The sequence below is a fragment of the Pseudomonas sp. 14P_8.1_Bac3 genome, from assembly GCF_025466085.1.
GTDB lineage: Bacteria > Pseudomonadota > Gammaproteobacteria > Pseudomonadales > Pseudomonadaceae > Aquipseudomonas.
Map to the genome: position 1 here is coordinate 24,238 of NZ_JANLOD010000048.1, position 20,957 is coordinate 45,194.

Below are 20,957 nucleotides of genomic sequence, written 5' to 3' on the forward strand. Positions count from 1 at the left end.
GAACAGGGGGTATTACATGAACCATTCAAGCATCGACACGCAACAGCTGGGCGACAACCTGTTCAATGCGCTCGTTGAAGCACAAGCCATCGCGCCGCTGACCGAAAGCCATCCGGGCCTGACCCTGGAGCAGGCCTACCAGGTCCAGCAACACCTCATTGGCCGGCGCTTGGCCAGCGGTGAGCGAATCATCGGCAAAAAAATCGGCGTCACCAGTCAGGCGGTGATGGACATGCTCGGCGTGCGTCAGCCGGACTTTGGCCAATTGACCGATGCCATGGTCGTCGAACAGGGCGCAAGCGTGGCCATGGCCGGGCTGATCCAGCCCAAGGCCGAAGGCGAAATTGCCTTCGTCCTTAAACACGACCTGTCCGGCCCCGGCATCACCGTGGCCGACGTATTACGGGCGACTGAGGGCGTAATGGCGTGTTTCGAAATCGTGGATTCGCGCATCCGCGACTGGAAAATCAAGATCCAGGACACGGTGGCGGATAACGCGTCGTGCGGCGTGTTCGTGCTCAGTGATCGTTTGGTCAGCCCGCGCGATCTGGACCTGTACACAACGGGCATGGTGCTGGAAAAAAATGGCCGAATCGTTGGCACCGGCGCTGGGGCCGCAACCATGGGCTCGCCGGTTATCGCCGTGGCGTGGCTGGCGAATACCTTGGGCCGATTGGGAATGAGCCTCAAGGCCGGTGAAGTGATTCTGTCCGGTGCGCTGTCGGCGATGGTGCCTGTAGGCGCTGGGGATAATTTGCGGGTGAGCATTGCCGGTATCGGCAGTTGCTCGGTGCGTTTCGACTGAGGTTGCACAACATCATGAACAATAAACTCAAAGTCGCCATCGTCGGCTCCGGCAACATCGGCACCGACCTGATGATCAAGATCCTGCGTAACGCCAACCACCTGGAAATGGCGGTCATGGTCGGCATCGACCCGGCCTCCGACGGTCTGGCCCGCGCCCAGCGCATGGGCGTGGCCACCACCCACGAAGGCGTTGAAGGCCTCACCCGCATGGACGTCTTCAAGGACATCGACTTCGTCTTCGATGCCACCTCGGCCGGCGCGCATGTAAAGAACGATGCCTTTCTGCGCTCGATCAAACCGGGTATCCGCCTGATCGATTTGACGCCCGCTGCCATCGGTCCGTACTGCGTGCCGGTAGTGAATCTGGAGCAGAACCTCGACCAGCTCAACGTCAACATGGTTACCTGCGGTGGCCAGGCGACCATTCCGATGGTCGCTGCAGTATCGCGCGTGGCCAAGGTGCACTACGCCGAAATCGTCGCCTCGATTGCGAGCAAATCGGCCGGTCCAGGCACCCGCGCCAACATCGACGAATTTACCGAGACCACCTCCAAGGCTATCGAAGTGATCGGCGGCGCAGCCAAGGGCAAGGCGATCATCGTGATGAATCCGGCCGAACCGCCGCTGATGATGCGCGACACGGTATTTGTCCTGTCCGACGCTGCGGATCAGGCACTGGTCGAAGCCTCGATTGTCGAGATGGCGGCCGCCGTACAAGCGTATGTACCCGGCTATCGCCTGAAGCAAACAGTGCAGTTCGACGTCATTCCCGAAGACGCACCGCTGCACATTCCCGGACTGGGCAGATTCTCGGGCCTGAAGACCTCGGTGTTCCTCGAAGTCGAAGGCGCCGCCCATTACTTGCCAGCGTATGCCGGCAATCTCGACATCATGACCTCCGCTGCCTTGGCCACCGCCGAGCGCATGGCGCAGTCGATGCTCAACGCCTGAGGAGACCGACATGAATGGCAAGAAAATCTACATCTCTGACGTGACCCTGCGCGATGGCAGCCACGCGATTCGCCACCAGTATTCGCTGCAGAACGTGCAGGACATTGCTCGCGCGCTGGACAAGGCCAAGGTCGACTCGATCGAAGTGGCTCACGGCGATGGCTTGCAAGGTTCGAGCTTCAACTACGGCTTCGCCGCGCATACCGATTTGGAATGGATCGAAGCGGCGGCCGACGTGATCAGCCACGCGAAAATCACCACGCTTTTGCTGCCCGGCATCGGCACGGTGCATGACCTGAAAGCGGCTTACAACGCCGGTGCCCGTGTGGTGCGCATCGCCACCCATTGCACCGAAGCGGATGTCTCGAAACAGCACATCGAGTACGCCCGCGAGCTGGGCATGGACACCGTCGGTTTCCTGATGATGAGCCACATGATCCCGGCCGAGCAGTTGGCCGCTCAGGCCAAGTTGATGGAGAGCTACGGCGCGACCTGCGTGTACATGGCCGACTCCGGTGGCGCGATGAACATGCAGGACATCCGCGATCGCTTCCGCGCCTTCAAGGCCGTGCTCAAACCGGAAACCGAAACCGGCATGCACGCCCACCACAACCTGAGCCTGGGTGTGGCCAACTCGATCACCGCTGTCGAGGAAGGTTGTGACCGCATCGACGCCAGCCTCGCCGGCATGGGCGCCGGGGCCGGTAATGCGCCGCTGGAAGTGTTCATTGCCGCCGCCGAGCGCCTGGGCTGGAACCATGGCACCGACCTCTACACGCTGATGGATGCCGCCGATGACATTGTCCGGCCATTGCAGGATCGTCCGGTGCGCGTCGACCGTGAAACCCTGGCACTGGGTTATGCCGGCGTCTACTCAAGCTTCCTGCGTCACGCCGAAATCGCGGCGGCGAAGTACGGTCTCAAGACCCTCGACATCCTCGTCGAACTGGGCAAACGGCGCATGGTGGGCGGTCAGGAAGACATGATTGTTGACGTTGCGTTGGACCTGCTCAAAGCGCCTTGATACCGCAAGTCTGCGGCGGCGATGAAGGCGCAGCCAGCGCCTTCATCTTTTTCATCTCGAATTTTATGAATAACAAGAAAACTTCGATAAAAGGCCTGGCGATAACCCGTTGTCGAACCCATTGGAGGGTTCTGGGTTTTGTTCGTAAGTTATTGTTTTACATAGAATAAGTTGTAGTTTTTATTCCCTCTTGTTCGGCTGGCACAGTCGTTGCTCATATCAATTCGCAGGACGCCACTGCTGCGCTCTTCTCTTTTGCACCGGCGTGTTCAGCGCGGTGTTCGCTTCTGCTTCACCTCCATAATAAGGACTAATTCAAATGAGTCGATTCACCCAAGAAAGCACCAGCAAATTCGTGCAAACTCCTGAATGGAAAATGCATTACAACGAGGCAGGGGAAGGCCCTGTTGTGATCATGGTCCACGGCTCGGGTGCAGGCGCCACCGGTTGGGCGAACTTTCACCGCAACGTCGATGCGTTTGTCGACGCGGGCTATCGCGTAATCCTCATGGACTGCCCCGGCTTCGGCAAGTCGGATCCGCTGGTCACAGCGGAGCCTCGCTTTGTGATCAACGCTCGAGCGATCAAAGCGTTGATGGATGCACTGGACATCGACAAGGCGCACCTGGTGGGTAACTCCATGGGGGGCGGCAGTGCGCTGGGCTTTGCGGTGGAATGTCCAGAGCGCCTGGACAAAATGATTCTGATGGGCTCGGGTGGAGTAGGGCGCACCAGTCTGTTCACGCCGTTACCGATGGAAGGCATCAAGTTGCTCTTCGGTGTGTACCGTGACCCGAGCCTGGAAAACCTGAAGAAGATGCTGGATGTGTTTGTCTATGACTCCAGCGCACTGACCGAAGAACTCATTAACCTGCGTCACCGGAGCATCCTGGCGAACCCCCAGCACCTGGAAAACTTCCTCAAGAGCATTGATCTGAGCAAGTTCCAGATGGGTGACTTCACTGCGAACCTTCCGGACATCAAGCATCCGACCCTGATTACTTGGGGCCGCGACGACCGTTTCGTGCCTATCGACTGGAGCCTCAAGCTGCTCAATGGCCTGCCGGACGCGCGCCTGCACGTGTTCAGTCAATGTGGCCACTGGGCTCAGTGGGAGCACGCGGACGCCTTCAACCGGTTGGTCATCGACTTCCTGGACAACTAAGTCCTGGCGCATCCCTCTCGCCGCCATGGCGGCGAGAGTTTTGCGACCATCTTGTGCCCCGCACATGGACCCATAACGACAACAAAACGGGGTTGAATCATGATTGACATACGTCTGACCGGTGTTGTCTTGGCGCTGGCTGTCAGCAGCGCTGCCTGTGCCGCAGCACCACAGGTCCCCGCGTGCGCCGCGCAAAGCGGTTACACGCCGATCTGCGGCATGGCGCCCGCGGAGGATCTGGAGCTTTCGCCGGATGCCGGTTTCCTGTTCCTGAGTACCACTCCGGGACTGGCTGCCAGTCACCAAAGTCGTTTGCGGATCATGGAACTGGCCTCCCATACAGTCACCGATATGGTCATCGAGCGGCAGGCGACAGCAGGCTGGGGAGAGCCTTCGTGCGAGGAGCCGCAAGGCACCATGGGTGCCCACGGCATCCATTTATCCAGACGTGCCGACGGTCGATCGCAATTACTGGTGGTCAACCACAACGGTCGAGAAGCAGTTGAGTTTCTTGAGCCCATGAGAGATGGGAACACCTGGAAGGCAATTTGGCGTGGCTGTGTCGAAAGCCAGGACGGCACGATGCTCAATGATGTGGCAGCTACGCCTGACGGCGGCTTCGTGGTCACGGCCATGTTCAGCCTCAGTGCGATGAAAGACGATCCGCACCTGGAAAAATTGCTCGATGGCCGTGCCACCGGACATTTGCTTGCCTGGCGCTCCAGCGAGGGCCTGCGTCGCCTGCCGAACAGTCAGGCACCCGCACCGAATGGCATCCAGGTCAGTCATGACGGTCAGTCGGTATGGTTCGCCGCGTGGCCGGCCAGCGGAGTGTGGCAGTACGATTTCAAGCAGCAAAAAGTCGTCAGCAAGATCGTCTTGGACTTTTTGCCGGACAACCTGACCTGGACAACGGATGGCCAACTGCTTACGGCCGGTGTGCCGGATGTACAGACCTTTCGCAGGTGTTTCCTCAGCCACAACGAGTTCTGCCCCAGCGCTGCGGTGGTGGCGTTGATCGACCCTCTCAAAGGTTCCAGCCGTGAACTGCTGCGGGCCAGGGAAGGGGTGGTGTATGGCGCCTCTACCGCATTACAGGTCGGTCGCGATGTGTTCGTCGGAGCATTTGCCGGTGATCGCCTGTTGCTGTTACCCGACGCGATGCCGGCGTTGTAAGTCAGCCAGATGCTTTCCGCGCAATCGCTGCACGGGCGTCACCTTGCTTAATTATTGAAAAGCCTATTTGGCCGGGCAGGCTGATTCCCCTGCACGGGGCTGATGATAATCGGACGATGAAGTCCACAGATCAGGAGTAGATATGCAACCTTACGACGTCATCGTTTTGGGCAGCGGCAATGCCGGGCTTTGCGCGGCGCTTTCGGCTCGCGAACACGGGGCGCGAGTGGCCTTGCTGGAACGTGCGCCGCAAGCGCTGCGGGGCGGAAATTCAGCGCACACCGGAGGTGCTTTTCGTGTGGCTTATCGGGGCGTTGAAGACTTGCGTTGCTTGATGCCGGACCTGCTGGAGAGTGAAATCCAGAACAGTGATTTCGGCACCTATACTCAGGATGATTTTTTCGGCGAGCTGGCCTCGATGAGCCAATATCGCAGCGATCCGCACGTGCTGGACACGGTTGTGACGCAGAGCCTGGATACCCTGCAATGGATGACCTCGAAGGGCGTGCGCTTCATGCCCATCTATGGTCGCCAGGCCTTCAAGGTGGATGGCAAATTCCGTTTTTGGGGCGGGTTGACCATTGAGGTTTCCGGTGGCGGCCTGGGGCTGGTCGATGCGCTGTTTCGCCGAGTGGAAAAAGACGCTGTGGAGGTGTTCTACGGCTGTCGTACTCAACGCATCAGCCGCGGTCCTGAGGGTGTATGGCAGCTTTATTGCGCAGACGGCCGTCAGTTTTCCGCGCGAGCCCTGATCCTCGCAACAGGTGGCTTTCACGCCAATCTGGAATGGCGCACCAAATACCTGGGGCCGGGATGGGACCTGGCCAAGGTCCGGGGGTCGCGCTACAACACCGGTGACGGAATCCGTATGGCCTTGGACGCTGGCGCAGTGGCACACGGTAACTGGTCCGGTTGCCATGCCGTGTTCTACGACATTAACGCGCCGCAAACAGGCGACTTGAATTGCCTGAACCAGCAAAAAAACTATTTCCACCTCGGCGTCGTGGTCAATTCGGATGGCAAGCGCTTCATCGATGAAGGCGAGGATTTTCGTAATTACACCTACTCCAGCATGGGCGCCAAGGTCATGGCGCAGCCGGGTGGGGTGGCCTGGCAGATCTTCGACCAGCACAGTCACGAATTGCTTCCCGATGAATACCGAGGGCGTCACGTTACGCGGATCCAGGCGGCAACTCTCCAAGGACTGATCGAGCAGATGGAGGGCGTCAACGCTCCTGCACTGTTGCACACCTTGCAAACCTTCAATGCGGCAGTGCAAGTCGATGTGCCGTTCAATCCGGCCGTACGTGACGGCCGTTCGACTCAAAACCTGGAGTTGCCAAAGTCAAACTGGGCAAATCCGCTGGATCGTCCACCCTTTGTCGCCTATGCGGTGACGTGCGGCATCACCTTCACCTTCGGTGGCTTGAAGGTTAACAGTCAGGCCCAAGTGTTGAATGAGGAGGATCAGGCCATCGACGGGCTCTACGCCGCGGGTGAACTGGTGGGAAACCTCTATTACGTCAAATACGCAGGTGGGGCGGGGCTGACTTCCGGTTCCGTGCTTGGGCGCATCGCCGGCGCAGAGGCAGCAACGCGATGCGGTTGAGATCGCTGCGCAAATGGAGCGTCGAACGATGCGTCTTCCTCTTCAGATCATCCGGGCTGACGCCGCCCTGGATAGTTGACGACAAACTGCACATGCGCCTTGACCCCGGTAGCCAGGGTCGCATCATCGGCGGTGAAGTAGGGGCTGTGATTGTTCGGCACTTTACGCATGTCCTGGTCCGCGGGGGTTGCGCCCAGGAACACGAACAGTCCGGGTATCTTTTGCGCGTAGTAGGAGAAGTCTTCGCTGGGCGACAGCGAGGAATCCAGCCGCGCGACTTTGCCCGGCGCTGCCAGCTCCAATGCCGGAACCATGGATTCGGTCAGCGTCGGATCATTGGTTGTCACCGGTGCCTTGTTCACCAGCAGCAGCTTGGCGTCTGTTTCGTAGGCGCTGGCGATTCCGCTTACAAGCGGCGGCATTTTTTTCAGGATCGTCTCGCGGATATCGGCATTGTTGGTGCGAATGGTGCCGGTCATCTCGACCGTCTCGGGAATGATGTTGGCTGCCGATCCGGCATTGAGCGTGCCGATACTGATCACGCCCATGCCCTGGGTCAGATCGATTCGTCGACTGACCAACGTTTGCAAACCGCCGATGATTCCCTGGCTCGCGACAATCGGATCGACCCCGCTCCAGGGCGCGGAACCGTGAGTCTGTTGACCCTTGACCGTGATGCGGAAGGAGTCGCTGCTGTTGAGCACGGTCCCGGATTTGTAATACAGATGCCCGGTCGGATAACCCGCCATGACATGAACGCCAAATATTGCTTCAGCCTTGGGTGAGTCCAGTGCTCCGTCGCGAATCATTGCCTGTGCGCCGATCAGCGTATCGGTCTGGAACTCGTCGACATCGGCGGCACCTTCTTCGGCAGGCTGGAACAGGAAGACCACCGTCCCGCGAATCTGATCCCGATGCTCCGCCAGTACCTTGGCAGCGCCCAGCAGCATAGCGGTATGTGTGTCATGTCCACAGGCGTGCATCACTGGCACGCTCTTGCCCAGGCGGATGCCGGTGGCTTTGCTGGAGAAGGGCAGGCCGGTCATCTCCATGACCGGCAGCGCATCCATATCCGCGCGCAAAGCGACCACCGGCCCTGGCTGCCCCCCTTTGAGAACGCCGACAACCCCCGTTTTACCAACTTGAGTGCGCACTTCGATATTCCACGCCCTGAGTCGTTCGGCAACCAGCTCGGCGGTTTTGAACTCCATGTTGCCCAGTTCCGGATGCTGGTGAATGGTGTGGCGCAGATCGATGACTTCCTGATTGACCGCGACGACCGCTGTGTCGACCCAATCGGGGTCAGCCGCTTGGCTGCAAGTGGCGACGAGCGTTGTCAAAACTGTCAGGCATAGCGAGGGGTTGATAAAACGAATCAAGGCAGGGTTATCCCTATGGTTTTTACGCAGGCAATTGGCTGTTGCGTGAGGGGCGCGTGTGAGTAACAGGCACGCCTGTATTGGAATCCGTCAACGCGAATATTGTTGAACGGCTTTTAAGCTTCGCGCCTTTTGTATCCAGTGTCTAATATTTAGCAAGTATGTCTTCATACCTGTGAGGTATCGGATGTTGATCACATTACAAATTCATTGACTCAGGCAGTGGCGCATATTGCTGGGGCATATCGAATTGTAAACTTCCATAGCTTTGAGTGGACCCCATACTCCGTAATAGGTGTCGGGGGCGATTAAACAGTAATCGATATAGTCGATAGTCTGTATCTCGATATTGAATGGTGCTCGTAGCTACCTCGATAGGTCCATGGTCATCCGAGAAATACGCTGGTTTGCAGCTAAATATCTATTTTTTAACGAGATAATTACTAATAGCCGACTAATTGATAGGCTGCTATCTATATGTTAGGCTTGCTGCCTTTCAGTTGTGCGTGCAACGCACTTTCTCCTCTAATTCGTAATAGAACGCATCCAGTAAGGTTTCCAGTGAAAATCAAGATCATTCCTGTCAGTGGATTATTGATATGCAGTGTTACAACGGGAGTCATGGCGCAGGAGCAAATGTTCTCTGCTAACTCTCGATGGATGACCGGCGACTGGGGTGGTCTGCGGACCGAATTACTGAATAAGGGGTATGACTTTCAATTTAGTTATCAGTCGGAAAGTGCTGCCAATCTTCGCGGTGGATATGATCACGATCATACGGCTCGTTATACCGATCAGTTCAACATGGGCGGGGCTTTTGATCTTGAAAAGATCCTGGGCTTGGAAAAGGCCAATCTTCAGTTACTCATTACAGAGCGCAGCGGTCGAGACATCACCAATGATCGTCTAACAGACTCACGCACGGGTACGCTCGGTTCCTCGGTCCAGGAGAACTACGGCCGTGGCCAGACGTGGCGCATTACCACATTGGCGTATCAACAAAAATTTCTCGATGACGTCCTGGACATAAAAGTCGGTCGCCTGCCTATCGGCAGTGACTTCGATTCGACAGGTTGTGTTTTTCAGAACAACTCATTGTGCGGCGGCCTGGTCGGACACGCCTCCACCGTTTGGTACAACTCACCGGTGGGACAGTGGGGAGGGCGGATCAAGGTCAACATCACGCCGCAAATCTACGCCCAGGCAGGCGTCTACGAATACAACCCGACCCTGCTGGAGAGCAACAATGGCTTCAAGCTGAACACATCAGGCCGGCAGGGAACGACCTATGTCAGCGAGTTGGGCTGGACTCCGTCGCTAGGTGAGGCCGGGATGGCGGGCAAGTACATGGTTGGAGGCTACTGGAACAGCGCAACGGCCAATGATGTGCTGGAAGATGCCAACGGCCAAAACAAACAGGTAACGGGTGAGCCGGCAGACCAGCTCGATGGGCGCTATGGCATGTATGCCTATGCTCGCCAGCAAATCACCACTGTGGACGGTGACGCCAAGCGAGGTCTTAGCCTGTTCGCCCATTACTCCCAGTACGACAAGCGCAGCAGCACCCTGGATTGGCAGGCACAAGTGGGCGCTATTTATGCCGGTCCATTCGACGCTCGTCCGCAGGATTCGCTGGCGATCGGCTTCAGTGAGTTGCACGTCAATTCGGCGCTGACAAAAAATCAGCGCTTGCACAACGAGACGCGCAATCTCACTGACTATGACAACCCGGCTTATCAGCCAATCCAGCACGCCGAGTACGCCGCCGAAGTGCATTACGACTTCAAGTTGACGCCTTGGCTGATGCTGCGTCCCAACATTCAGTACCTCGCCAATCCCGGCGGCGTTTACCAAGTGGATAACGCTACCGTCGTAGGCTTGACTGTCAATACGGTGTTCTGAACCGCGGCTTTTGATTCCTTTACAAATTAGGTAAATAACAATGATTCTCAGAGTGACAAGTGTCGTAATGGCGATACTGGGTATTTCGCTGCTGTATATGGGCGTACAGCTGGTGGCTGCCGGTGGTTCGTCAGCGTACGCGGTCATTGCCGTTGGCGTGCTGGTGACTGCGGTTCTGATATTCCTGAAAAAGAAATCGGCGCTGAGCCTGTATGCGCTGATGATGTGGGGGATTCTGCTCTGGATCATCTACGAAGTTGGCTTCGATAAGTGGCAGTGGATTCCCCGAGGCGACCTGTTCGCGTTGATAGGGTTGTGGCTGGCACTCCCTTGGGTAGTACGTCCGCTAAATCAGGCCCAGGCGCCGGCCGATACTCGGGGTTTTCATCCTTTTCTTGGTGGCACGGTAGGGGTAATGATGGTGATCGTGCTAGCGGTCATGTTTTACGACCCCTACCCGATACAAGGCCAGCTCAACAATCCAGTGACGTCACGCAGCACCGATGTAGCAGGGAAGGACTGGGTGGCTTATGGCGGTACCAATAATGGCCAGCGCTTTTCCAGCCTTGACCAGATCAAGCCAGCCAATATCAAAAAGTTGACGGTTGCCTGGGAGTACCACACCGGCGACCTGCGCGATGCTGAAAAAGATGCCAGCGAGTACACCTTTGAAGCGACGCCGCTGAAGGTCAATAATCGGGTGTATCTGTGTACCGCTCATAACGAGGTGCACGCGCTGAACCCGGAAACCGGGAAACTGGATTGGAAATACACGCCGGAGAAGAACCGCTCCTACCTGCAACAGCATCAGACCTGCCGAGGCGTGAGTTATTACTCTGCCTCTTCCGATAGTGAACAGCCCACTGCGGTGCAGTGCGAAAAACGCATCATCACGGCAACGGCAGATGCCAAGCTGGTGGCGCTGGACGCGGATACTGGCAAAGTCTGCAATGACTTTGGCGTCAGCGGTGTGGTTGATCTGAGTGCCAACATGGGCGAGGTTCGCCCGCATGCCTTGATGCAAACAGCGGCACCGCTAGTGGCAGGCAGTTTGATTATTGTCGGTGGCTCGGTCATGGACAACGGGTACAACGATGGCAACCCGTCTGGCGTGATCCGTGCCTACAACGTGATCACAGGCCAGTTGGTATGGAACTTCGATCCAGCCAATCCGGATAACACCCAGCCAATCGCAGCGGATAAAACCTATCCCTATGACACGCCTGTGGCTTGGGGCACCCTGAGTGCCGACATGAAAAATGGACTGGTCTACGTACCTTTCGGTAATGCTTCGCCCGATGAACTTGGCATCAAGCGTGATCCGAATAGCAACACTGAAAAATTCCGCGACACTTTGGTTGCACTCGACCTGAGCACGGGTGCGTTCAAGTGGAAATTCCAGACTTCGCACAACGACCTGTGGGACCGCGATAATCCTTCGCAGCCTACGTTGGTCGACTTGGGAAAAGAGGGCGGCAAGCAACCAGCATTGCTGCTGCCAACCAAGGTCGGCAATATCTTTGTGCTCAATCGCCTGACCGGGGAGCCGATAGTCCCTGTCGATCAGGTCAAGGTCTCAACCCAAGGCGGCGTTGAGGGTGAGCACTTTGCAGCAACGCAGCCGGTTTCCAAACTCAACTTCATTCCTGAAGCACTGACAGAGAAATCAATGTGGGGCATGACGCCCTTCGATCAGATGTCTTGCCGCATCAGCTACAACCAGCTGCGTTACGACGGCAATCCATGGACGCCAAGCACCGAGCGGGGCTCGCTGATTTTTCCTGGCAATATCGGCGCATTCAACTGGGGCTCGGTAGCTGTCGATCCTGATCGGCAGATCCTGATCGCAGCGCCTGTGCGTCTCGCCTATAAATACAACCTGATCAAGCGTACCGCGCAAACAGAAGACAAGCGCCTGTTCACCCAGGATGGAACGCCTTACTGGAACGAAAACTTCAACGGCGACTATGCCATCCATATTCAGCAGTTCGCCTCCAGTCTTGGCGTTCCCTGTATCGCGCCGCCTTGGGGGCGTATGGTTGGGGTTGACCTGAACACCGGCAAAACCGAATGGATGCGCCGCACTGGCACCAGTAAAAACCTGAAAACCAGTTTCTTGCCAGGGCGCTTCCCGATTGGCTTCCCGATGGGCATGGTTGCCCATGGTGGGCCGTTGGTGACTGCCGGTGGTGTGGTTTTCCATGGCGCGACGGCGGATAACTTTATTCGTGCCTACGACATCAACACTGGCGAAGTTCTCTGGCAGACTGAATTGCCCGCGGGTGGGCAGGCCACACCATCGACTTATATGGGCAGCGATGGAAAGCAGTATGTGATCATCTCCGCAGGTGGTCATGGCTCCCTGGGCACAACCTTGGGTGATAGCGTGATTGCGTTCCGTCTGGATTAGGCAATCAGTCAAATAAAGAAAGGCCGTGGGCTGAAAGTATCACGGCCTTTTTTGACCATGCCGCACATGGCGTAGCTTACTGAATCGCCATTGTCGGGGAGCAAGGGAAGTTCGCGCAGGTATGATGAAAGAACGATAGGAGTGCGGATGGATCGATACGCGTCGCGCGAATGGCTCCCACATGAAAAGCCTTCCTTGCCGGGCTCGCCATCGACCCCATTACACTCAAATCCCATGCGTTTCGCCTACGGGGCAGTCGGCTTGCTGGTAGCCATTACCGGTGGGCTGGGCAACGCGCTGGTCACGGCTAATCTGCAATTTCTTCAGGGTGCATTGGGGGCCACCACAGCGGAAATGGCCTGGTTGCCGGCAGCCTATGTCATGACCAATGTCTCGATGAATCTGCTGCTGGTCAAATTCCGCCAGGAATTCGGACTGCGTGCGTTCACCGAAGTGTTCCTGCTGCTTTACGCGTTGGTGACCTTTGCCCATCTATTCGTCAACGACCTGAATTCGGCTATCGCCGTACGGGCGGCGCACGGGATGGTTGGCGCGGCTCTGAGCTCCCTGGGGCTGTACTACATGATCCAGGCCTTCCCGGCGAAGTGGCGGATGAAAGCTTTGGTGCTCGGGCTGGGCGCATCTCAGTTGGCCTTGCCATTGGCACGGATTTTTTCTGAAGATCTGCTGCAGATCGCCGAATGGCGCGGCCTGTACCTGTTCGAGCTGGGTCTGGCAATGACGGCGCTGGGATGTGTGCTCATGCTCAAACTGCCACCGGGGGATCGTTTCAAGACCTTCGAGCCGCTGGATTTTCTGACCTTCGCTATCATGTCCGGCGGGGTGGCGCTGCTGTGTGCGGTGCTGTCGCTTGGGCGCATTGACTGGTGGCTGGAGGCACCGTGGATCGGCATCGCCCTGGCGGCGTCGATTGCGCTGATCGTTGCCGGGCTGGCCATCGAGCATAACCGCAGCAACCCTTTGCTGATGACGCGCTGGTTAGGCAGTGGCGTGGCGATTCGAATGACCCTGGCGGTGATCTTGATTCGTATGGTCACGTCCGAGCAGTCCACCGGTGCGGTGGGGTTTCTGCAGGCATTGAACATGAGCAACGAGCAGATGCGCAGCTTGTATTACGTCATGTTGCTGGGGGCTGTGTCGGGGCTAGCCGCCAGCGCCCTGACGATCAATCCGCAGCATCTGTTCATGCCACTGATTGTTTCACTGGTATTGATGGCCACCGGCTCATTCATGGACTGTTCGTCGAGCAACCTGACCCGTCCGGAGCAGATGTACCTGAGTCAATTTCTACTGGCTTTCGGCGGGACGTTTTTTCTCGGGCCGACCATGGTGCTTGGCACCCGTAATGTAATGACGAACCCACGGAATCTGGTGAGCTTTTCGGTGTTGTTCGGGATTTGCAATAACCTTGGGGGCCTGATTGGATCAGCGTTACTTGGCACCTTTCAGATCGTGCGGGAAAAATTTCATTCCAGCGTCATCGTCGAGCAGTTGACGACGCTCAACCCGTTGGTACTCAGCAGGGTGCAAAGCGGCGGTGCGGCTTACAGCGGAATCATTTTCGACCCGTCGCTGCGCACCAACGTCGGGACCCGGGTGCTATCTGCAGCGGCAACTCGAGAAGCCAATATACTGGCCTACAACGATGTGTTCATTCTGATCGGCAGCATCGCGATACTGACCATGATCTGGATTTTTATCCGTAGTCTGGTGCTGTGGAACGCTAATAGGGCCTCTATTGATGGTGCCCGCACTTCCGACCCTCGCAGTGGCGCCTCCACACAATGACCGAACCGACAACCACGACAACCAATGCCATCGCTTCCACGCTCGAAGGCGAACAGCCATCCACTGACCCGGCCACCGCGCCGCGGTCGCTGCGGGTTCGCATTCTGTCCTCCATGATCTTCGCCTCGGTTGCCATCATTGGCATACTGGTGGTGCTCTATGCCTGGCAGCTACCACCCTTCAGCAGCGCCATCGAGAGTACCGAAAATGCCGTAGTGCGTGGCCAGATCACCATTATCGGGCCGCAACTCAGTGGTTATGTGTTTGAAGTACCGGTGCAGGACTTTCAACTCGTCAAGGCAGGGGACTTGCTGGTGCGCCTCGATGACCGGATCTACAAGCAACGATTGAACCAGTCGCTGGCACAACTCGAACAGCAAAAAGCCGCGTTGGCCAATAATCTACAGCAGCGCAAGAGTGCCGAGGCCACCATCATCCAGAAGCAGGCGGCTATCGCTAACAGCGATGCGCAGGCGCGTAAGACCCAGGCTGACCTGGGCCGTAATGAAGAATTGATCCGTGACGGATCGGTGTCCCGTCGTGAACTGGACGTGACTCGCGCCGCTAATGCCCAGGCAGTTGCGGCGCTGGCCGAGACCCGTTCGGCACTGGAAATTTCCAGGCAAGACTTGCAGACCGTGATTGTCAACCGGGCCTCACTGGAAGCGTCGGTCCTCAATGCCGAAGCCGCAGTGGAATTGGCGCGTATCGACCTGGACAATACCCGCGTGACGGCACCGCGCGACGGTCAGTTGGGGCAGATCGGCGTACGCTTGGGCGCGTACGTCAACTCGGGGGCGCAATTGATGGCACTGGTGCCTGATACGCTCTGGGTGATTGCGAACATGAAGGAGACACAGATGGATAAAGTCCGTATCGGTCAGCCGGTTTCTTTTACCGTCGATGCCCTGAACCACCTCCAATTGCGTGGTCATGTGCAGCGTATCTCGCCGGCCACCGGTTCCGAATTTGCGCTGCTGCAGTCGGACAATGCCACCGGCAACTTCGTCAAGATCGCCCAGCGTGTCCCGGTGCGCATCACCGTGGACCCGGATCAGGCCGAGATAAAGCGCTTGCGGCCGGGGATGTCGGTGGTTGTAAGTATCGATACCCGAAATGGGGAGGAGGGTGACCGAGGGGAGGCTGCTGCATCGCATCCCTGACACGGCGCTCGAACAGGGCGTCGAGTCTGCACGTAGCTCCATGAAAAAGAGATATTTTCGGTGACTCGGGCCTTTGAGCCACAAGGATACTGAAATGAGTGTTTTGATCATTGGACCCATGGCTGGTCGCAGCGGGCGCAGAGGTATGGCGTCATGATGACGCTGTAGAAACAGATTTCAGCTGTTCTGTTGTGTCAGGGCAGGATGATGATTTGCTAGACCTGTGGTCTGAAGAGGCCGAAGCGGGCCTTTAACAGTGGCCAAAACCAATCAAAACGGGAGTAATTTCAAAGTCGGGGAACAGATGGGGGTACAGAAAGCCCAGAAAGCAAAAAGGCCCCATAAAATGGGGCCTTTCGGTGCGAATATGGCGGAGGCGATGGGATTCGAACTCATGGACCTGTTACAGTCGACGGTTTTCAAGACCGTTGCCTTAAACCACTCGGCCACACCTCCGTTTGCGTTGCGGGCGCCATAATACCTGAATGAAACACACTGTCAAACTCTCTGCATAGCTTGTTACAGAGCGTCTGTTATGATCTTTGCGACTGAACGTTTCAAACCAACAGGAGTGTCGCCATGCGCGAACAGGATTACGCAGTTAATAACAGCGTGCAGGCTGAGCAGCTAGAGGTTAGCCGCGTCCTGCGCAACACTTACGGCCTATTGGCCCTCACCCTCGCATTCAGCGGCGTGATGGCGTTTGTTGCCCAGCAGATGCGTGTCGGCTACCCGAATGTCTTCGTGGTGCTGATCGGTTTCTATGGCCTTTTCTTCCTCACCAACAAACTCCGCGATTCCGCGTGGGGCCTGGTGTCGGCGTTTGCCCTGACCGGTTTCATGGGTTTCCTGCTCGGCCCGATCCTCAACCGCTACCTGGGCATGCAGGGCGGCGCGGAAGTCGTGAGTTCGGCCTTCGCCATGACGGCGCTGGTGTTCGGCGGCCTGTCGGCCTATGTACTGATCACTCGTAAAGACATGAGCTTCCTCGGCGGCTTCATCACCGCAGGTTTCTTCGTGTTGCTGGGTGCGACGCTGGCAAGCTTCTTCTTCCAGATCAGCGGCCTGCAACTGGCGATCAGCGCAGGTTTCGTGCTGTTCTCGTCGGTCTGCATTCTGTTCCAGACCAGCGCCATCATTCAGGGCGGCGAGCGTAACTACATCATGGCGACCATCAGCCTGTATGTATCGATCTACAACCTGTTCATCAGCTTGTTGCAGATCTTTGGCATCATGAGCCGCGATGATTAATCGTCGAGCTTGAAATGGAAAAACCCGCGAAAGCGGGTTTTTTCTTGCCTGCGATTTGAGTAAAGCCTTACGCCATCGGCGGTAATCGGCGCTTGACCGGCGTTTTCTTGACGATGGCGGTGTTGGTTTCGGCGTGGCTATTGAGGCGGTCGAGCAGGGTATCCAGCTGTTCCATCGAGCGCACGTGCAGGCGGGCGATGAAGCAGTCGTCGCCGGTAACTTTGTCGCACTCCGTAAATTCTGCAATGGCCTGGATTTGCCGTTCTACTTCCTGCAACTGCCCCGGTAGCGGGCGGATGCGCACGATGGCCTGCAATTGATAGCCGAAACACTTGGGATCGATCTCGACGGTGTAGCCCTTGAGCACGCCGCGTTCTTCGAGGCGGCGTAGACGCTCGGCAACGCTGGGCGAGGACAGGCCGCTGAGGTTCGCCAAGGCCTTGAGCGAGCGCCGTGAGTCCTCCATCAACGCCTTGATCAGCACCTGGTCGATATCGTCAGTCATGGCGCAACCCCTGTAAGGCAATTAGTCGAAAGTGCCTTTATAAAAAAGGCAGATGCCGAGTTTAGCCTGCTTTTTGCGCTGGAGAAGCCCCCCGGCGGATTGGCATACTTTGCGCTCACACACAGGAGTCTGATGATGGACACAACAATTCGTCGCGGGTCATTCGAGATGACCGCCGCCATGCTGATTTCCGGGACCATTGGCTGGTTCGTGCTGGTGTCCGGGCAACCGGTGCTGGACGTAGTGTTCTGGCGTTGCGTGTTCGGTGCCGGCACGTTGTTGCTGATTTGCGCGGCGTTTGGCTTCCTGCGTCCAGGCATCCTGACCCGCACCACGTTCCTGCTGGCGGTGGTCAGCGGCGTGGCGATTGTCGGCAACTGGGTGCTGTTGTTTGCCTCTTATTCCCGCGCCTCGATTGCCATCGGCACGGCGGTGTACAACGTTCAGCCATTTATGCTGGTCGGGCTCGCCGCGCTGTTCCTCAACGAAAAAATCACCCTGCAGAAGCTGTTCTGGCTGGGCGTTTCGTTTCTCGGCATGCTGGCGATCGTCAGTGCTCACGGGCAACAGGGCGAGAGCGGGAATGATTACCTGACGGGCATCGCGCTGGCGCTGGGGGCTGCGCTTCTTTATGCGATTGCGGCGCTGATCATCAAGCGCCTGACCGGCACGCCACCGCACCTGATCGCGCTGATCCAGGTCAGCACCGGCGTGCTGTTGCTCGCGCCGTTCGCGCACGTTTCCGCGCTGCCGCAAGCGCCGGGTGCCTGGGCCAGCCTGGTGACCCTCGGCATCGTTCACACGGGCGTGATGTACGTATTGTTGTACGGCGCGATTCAAAAACTGCCGACCGCCCTGACTGGCGCGTTGTCGTTCATCTACCCGATTGCGGCGATTTTCGTCGACTGGTTCGCCTTCGGCCATCGCCTGGATACCTTGCAATGGATCGGTGTCGCAGCGATTCTGCTGGCCGCCGCTGGCATGCAACAAGGCTGGAGCCTGAAGTTTCGGCGGCCAGTGACACCATGATCAGATATTCCAGCGCGGCGCGGTTTTAGCCAGGCGCTGGCGCATCTCGCTGATATTGCTGAGCATCTGCCGGATCAACAATCGGTAGCCGTCCAGCGGGTTATAGACGGGTGCATCCAGATTCGAATCGAGCGGTAGCGCCAAGGGCCGATTTAGCCGCAGGGATGCACCGGATTTCAGCGCCCGCGTCATCCCTACCAGCTGCACGCGAATCAATCGATGCTCCGCTTTCAACGCCGATTGCAGATTAGCCATCGCGTCAGGGTCACTCACATCGGGGCGGGTGTTGCCGAGAATTTCCAGGGTGCTGACGCACATCCGCAAATGACGCTGGATGGCATCGAGTTCGGTCATGGAGATCTTCACTTCCTTGGACACCGACGGCATCAGCGAACGCAACTGCACCATCACCGTGTTCAGGCGATTCATCAGTTTCACGTGTTCGTCATCGGTGACGGGCAGGCCGTTGATGATCCGGCCATACAGCGTCGCGCAATCGCGCAGCGCATCGGCCAGGTTGTAGCGCCAGGAATACACCGCGTACAGCGGCAGGGCGAAGGAAAACGCCAGGGCCAGGGCGATGCCGATCAGGATATCCACCCCGCGCCACAGCCCGTCGCTCATCGGGTTGTCGCCATGCCCGGCGACGATGAACACCGTGATCCCTGCCAGCAACGCGGTGTAGCCACCTTTACCGATGGCGTGATACGAAAAGAATCCGCACACCACCGACATCATGAAATAGGTCAGCCAAGGCAACCCGAGCCAGGTCTGTTGCGCGACCAGCAGCAAACCAATACCGGCGCCAAGCAACGTGCCGATGGCGCGCTCGGCGGCTTTTTTGCCGATGTTGCCGTGGTGCTGCAAGCCGCCGATCACCACCAGCATGGTCACCGACGCCCACTCACCGTGGGGCAGATGGATACCGGTGGTCAGCAGGATCGTCGCCAGCAACCCCAACGATACGCGCACCGCGTGAATCAGTTTGGCATAGCGATAGCGCCGGTACGGGTCCAGTAACGGAAGCAGTAACCGGCGCAGCAGGGGTGGCAGTCGTTGGGCTCTGGATGTACTCAGGCTGGCTGTCCTCAGAAGATGTAATCGGTGGTCAGGAAACTCGAGCTGCGTCCGCTGATGATCTCGCTGATCAGCTCTTTGTTGGTCTCCTGGAACTTGGTCGCGACCAGCGTACGAATCGAGAACACCCGCAACGCATCATGTACCGACAATGTGCCTTCCGCCGAGTTCTTGCGGCCGTTGAACGGGTAGGTGTCCGGACCGCGCTGGCACTGGGCGTTGAGGTTGATCCGCCCGACCTGGTTGGCGAAGGTGTCCACCAGCCTGCCGACGGCGACCGGGTTGGTGCCGAAGATGCTCAGTTGCTGGCCGAAGTCCGATTCCAGGACGTAATCGATTACCGTGTCCAGATGCCGATAAGGCACGATCGGCACCACCGGGCCGAATTGCTCTTCCTGATAGACGCGCATCTGCGGCGTCACCGGGAACAGCACTGCGGGGTAGAAGAACGACGCGCGGGCCTCGCCGCCATTGGGGTTCACCACGCGGGCGCCCTTGCTGACGGCATCCGCGACCAGCGCGTGCAGATAATCGACCTTGCCCGACTCCGGCAACGGCGTCAGGGCCACGCCGCTTTCCCAGGGCATGCCGGGTTTGAGCGTGGCGAGTTTTGCGTTGAATTTGTCGATGAAGGCCTCGACCACCTCTTCGTGGACGAAGAGAATTTTCAGCGCGGTGCAGCGCTGGCCGTTGAACGACAACGAGCCGGTGACCGCTTCGCTCACCGCGTTGTCCAGGTCCACCTCAGGCAACACGATGCCGGGGTTCTTCGCATCCAGGCCCAGCGCGGCGCGCAGGCGGTGGGGTTTCGGGTGGAGTTTTTTCAGGTCGCTGGCGGCTTTGTTGGTGCCGATGAAGGCGAAGATATCGATCTTGCCGCTGGCCATCAGCGCGCTGACCGTTTCGCGGCCGCTGCCGTAGATCACGTTGATCACCCCGGCCGGGAAGCTGACGCGGAATGCCTCCAGCAACGGACGGATCAGCAGCACCCCGAGCTTGGCCGGTTTGAACACCACGGTGTTGCCCATGATCAGCGCCGGAATCAGCGTGGTGAAGGTCTCGTTCAGCGGATAATTATAAGGCCCCATGCACAGCGCCACTCCCAGCGGAACGCGGCGGATCTGGCCCAGCGTGTCCTGCTCCAGCTCGAAACGGCTGGAGCGGCGATCGAGTTCCTTGAGCGCGTTGATGGTGTCGACGATGTAGTCGCAGGTGCGGTCGAATTCCTTTTCCGAGTCCTTGAGGTTCTTGCCGATCTCCCACATCAGCAACTTGACCACGGCTTCGCGCTGCTCGCGCATATGCCGGAGGAACGTTTCGACGTGCTGGATGCGATCGGCCACGCGCATGGTCGGCCACAGGCCCTGGCCGCGGTCATAGGCGCGCACGGCGGCGTCGAGGGCAGTCAGTGCAGTCTCGGCGTCGAGCAAGGGGGTGCTGCCGAGGATCACTTGCTCGTCGCCGTTTTCACCGGTCAGGTACACCGGGCTGCGGACTTGGGCAAGGGGGCCTGACCAGGTTTTCAGTTCGCCGTCGACCAGGTATTCACGTTGCTCGGTCGAGCCGTCGAGGCGGTATTTTTCCGGGATGTCGCTGGAGTCGGGAAACAGGTTGCCAAGGATAGTTGCTGTGGTCATGTCGCTACTCCATGTGATGTCAGCCAGGCGCTGGCGGCTTGCCGTTCAGCTTCACTTCAGAGG

The 20,957-nt window shown here is 58.0% G+C and carries 16 protein-coding genes and 1 tRNA gene; 12 read left to right on the plus strand and 5 right to left on the minus strand.

All coding sequences use genetic code 11. The features are described 5' to 3' along the window. Positions 1-16: 16 nt before the first annotated feature. The 6 genes from dmpE to tcuA all read left to right on the plus strand — a co-directional run bounded on the left by dmpE (position 17) and on the right by tcuA (position 6,732). On the plus strand, positions 17-805 hold the full coding sequence (gene dmpE / locus NTD84_RS13015) for a 2-oxopent-4-enoate hydratase (RefSeq protein WP_262165971.1): 789 nt from the start codon (positions 17-19) through the stop codon (positions 803-805). 14 nt (positions 806-819) lie between these two features. Then, positions 820-1,758, plus strand: a complete 939-nt coding sequence (locus NTD84_RS13020; protein WP_262165973.1) for an acetaldehyde dehydrogenase (acetylating) — start codon at positions 820-822, stop codon at positions 1,756-1,758. A 10-nt stretch (positions 1,759-1,768) separates the two neighbouring features. Beyond that, the gene (dmpG, locus tag NTD84_RS13025; protein WP_262165974.1) at positions 1,769-2,782 is read left to right on the plus strand and encodes a 4-hydroxy-2-oxovalerate aldolase; all 1,014 of its coding nucleotides are present in this window, start codon (positions 1,769-1,771) and stop codon (positions 2,780-2,782) included. Between the two features lie 319 nt (positions 2,783-3,101). Next, positions 3,102-3,947 (plus strand): alpha/beta fold hydrolase, encoded by an 846-nt coding sequence (locus tag NTD84_RS13030; RefSeq protein ID WP_262165977.1) that lies wholly within the window; start codon positions 3,102-3,104, stop codon positions 3,945-3,947. A 99-nt stretch (positions 3,948-4,046) separates the two neighbouring features. After that, entirely contained in the window at positions 4,047-5,123 is a 1,077-nt protein-coding gene (locus NTD84_RS13035) for an SMP-30/gluconolactonase/LRE family protein (RefSeq protein ID WP_262165980.1), read from the plus strand. A 142-nt stretch (positions 5,124-5,265) separates the two neighbouring features. Next, entirely contained in the window at positions 5,266-6,732 is a 1,467-nt protein-coding gene (gene tcuA, locus NTD84_RS13040; RefSeq protein ID WP_262165983.1) for an FAD-dependent tricarballylate dehydrogenase TcuA, read from the plus strand. 47 nt (positions 6,733-6,779) lie between these two features. Here the strand turns inward: tcuA and NTD84_RS13045 are convergent, their stop codons facing one another. Then, positions 6,780-8,072: an amidohydrolase gene (locus NTD84_RS13045; protein ID WP_262165986.1), complete on the minus strand. Its 1,293-nt coding sequence runs from the start codon at positions 8,070-8,072 to the stop codon at positions 6,780-6,782. 600 nt (positions 8,073-8,672) lie between these two features. Here NTD84_RS13045 and NTD84_RS13050 point away from each other — a divergent pair. The 4 genes from NTD84_RS13050 to NTD84_RS13065 all read left to right on the plus strand — a co-directional run bounded on the left by NTD84_RS13050 (position 8,673) and on the right by NTD84_RS13065 (position 15,395). After that, complete coding sequence (locus NTD84_RS13050; RefSeq protein WP_262165989.1) at positions 8,673-10,013, plus strand: carbohydrate porin; 1,341 nt, start codon at positions 8,673-8,675, stop codon at positions 10,011-10,013. Positions 10,014-10,053: 40 nt separating this feature from the next. Next, a complete protein-coding gene (locus NTD84_RS13055; protein ID WP_262165992.1) occupies positions 10,054-12,423 on the plus strand; it encodes a membrane-bound PQQ-dependent dehydrogenase, glucose/quinate/shikimate family in 2,370 nt (789 codons plus the stop codon). Between the two features lie 147 nt (positions 12,424-12,570). After that, the gene (locus NTD84_RS13060; protein ID WP_262165994.1) at positions 12,571-14,232 is read left to right on the plus strand and encodes an MFS transporter; all 1,662 of its coding nucleotides are present in this window, start codon (positions 12,571-12,573) and stop codon (positions 14,230-14,232) included. Beyond that, positions 14,229-15,395 carry an HlyD family secretion protein gene (locus NTD84_RS13065; protein ID WP_262165997.1) on the plus strand — a complete coding sequence of 389 codons (1,167 nt, stop codon included), beginning with the start codon at positions 14,229-14,231 and terminating at the stop codon, positions 15,393-15,395. The genes NTD84_RS13060 and NTD84_RS13065 overlap by 4 nt, the downstream gene beginning before the upstream one ends. A gap of 368 nt (positions 15,396-15,763) precedes the next feature. On the opposite strand, the gene NTD84_RS13070 is transcribed toward NTD84_RS13065, so the two are convergent. Further along, positions 15,764-15,851 (minus strand) — tRNA-Ser (locus NTD84_RS13070). 123 nt (positions 15,852-15,974) lie between these two features. On the opposite strand from NTD84_RS13070, the gene NTD84_RS13075 reads away from it, so the two are divergent. Next, a complete protein-coding gene (locus NTD84_RS13075) occupies positions 15,975-16,646 on the plus strand; it encodes a Bax inhibitor-1/YccA family protein (RefSeq protein ID WP_157715183.1) in 672 nt (223 codons plus the stop codon). Between the two features lie 67 nt (positions 16,647-16,713). Here NTD84_RS13075 and NTD84_RS13080 read toward each other — a convergent pair whose 3' ends face one another. Beyond that, the gene (locus tag NTD84_RS13080) at positions 16,714-17,151 is read right to left on the minus strand and encodes an Lrp/AsnC family transcriptional regulator (RefSeq protein ID WP_262166001.1); all 438 of its coding nucleotides are present in this window, start codon (positions 17,149-17,151) and stop codon (positions 16,714-16,716) included. A 135-nt stretch (positions 17,152-17,286) separates the two neighbouring features. Here NTD84_RS13080 and NTD84_RS13085 point away from each other — a divergent pair, with 135 nt between their 5' ends. After that, positions 17,287-18,180, plus strand: coding sequence for a DMT family transporter (locus NTD84_RS13085; protein ID WP_262166002.1), 894 nt, complete (start codon positions 17,287-17,289; stop codon positions 18,178-18,180). On the opposite strand, the gene NTD84_RS13090 is transcribed toward NTD84_RS13085, so the two are convergent. Both NTD84_RS13090 and NTD84_RS13095 read right to left on the minus strand, forming a co-directional pair. After that, on the minus strand, positions 18,181-19,221 hold the full coding sequence (locus tag NTD84_RS13090) for an FUSC family protein (RefSeq protein ID WP_262166529.1): 1,041 nt from the start codon (positions 19,219-19,221) through the stop codon (positions 18,181-18,183). A 47-nt stretch (positions 19,222-19,268) separates the two neighbouring features. After that, a complete protein-coding gene (locus NTD84_RS13095; protein WP_262166003.1) occupies positions 19,269-20,894 on the minus strand; it encodes an NADP-dependent glyceraldehyde-3-phosphate dehydrogenase in 1,626 nt (541 codons plus the stop codon). Positions 20,895-20,957 lie beyond the last annotated feature (63 nt).

Bases quoted from the DNA above. Each gene is read 5' to 3' on its own strand.
- dmpE (WP_262165971.1), top strand. From the start codon at position 17: ATGAACCATTCAAGCATCGACACGCAACAGCTGGGCGACAACCTGTTC.
- NTD84_RS13065 (WP_262165997.1), top strand. From the start codon at position 14,229: ATGACCGAACCGACAACCACGACAACCAATGCCATCGCTTCCACGCTC.
- dmpG (WP_262165974.1), top strand. From the start codon at position 1,769: ATGAATGGCAAGAAAATCTACATCTCTGACGTGACCCTGCGCGATGGC.
- NTD84_RS13020 (WP_262165973.1), top strand. From the start codon at position 820: ATGAACAATAAACTCAAAGTCGCCATCGTCGGCTCCGGCAACATCGGC.
- NTD84_RS13085 (WP_262166002.1), top strand. From the start codon at position 17,287: ATGGACACAACAATTCGTCGCGGGTCATTCGAGATGACCGCCGCCATG.
- NTD84_RS13075 (WP_157715183.1), top strand. From the start codon at position 15,975: ATGCGCGAACAGGATTACGCAGTTAATAACAGCGTGCAGGCTGAGCAG.
- NTD84_RS13080 (WP_262166001.1), bottom strand. From the start codon at position 17,151: ATGACTGACGATATCGACCAGGTGCTGATCAAGGCGTTGATGGAGGAC.
- NTD84_RS13060 (WP_262165994.1), top strand. From the start codon at position 12,571: ATGGATCGATACGCGTCGCGCGAATGGCTCCCACATGAAAAGCCTTCC.
- tcuA (WP_262165983.1), top strand. From the start codon at position 5,266: ATGCAACCTTACGACGTCATCGTTTTGGGCAGCGGCAATGCCGGGCTT.
- NTD84_RS13030 (WP_262165977.1), top strand. From the start codon at position 3,102: ATGAGTCGATTCACCCAAGAAAGCACCAGCAAATTCGTGCAAACTCCT.
- NTD84_RS13095 (WP_262166003.1), bottom strand. From the start codon at position 20,894: ATGACCACAGCAACTATCCTTGGCAACCTGTTTCCCGACTCCAGCGAC.
- NTD84_RS13055 (WP_262165992.1), top strand. From the start codon at position 10,054: ATGATTCTCAGAGTGACAAGTGTCGTAATGGCGATACTGGGTATTTCG.
- NTD84_RS13035 (WP_262165980.1), top strand. From the start codon at position 4,047: ATGATTGACATACGTCTGACCGGTGTTGTCTTGGCGCTGGCTGTCAGC.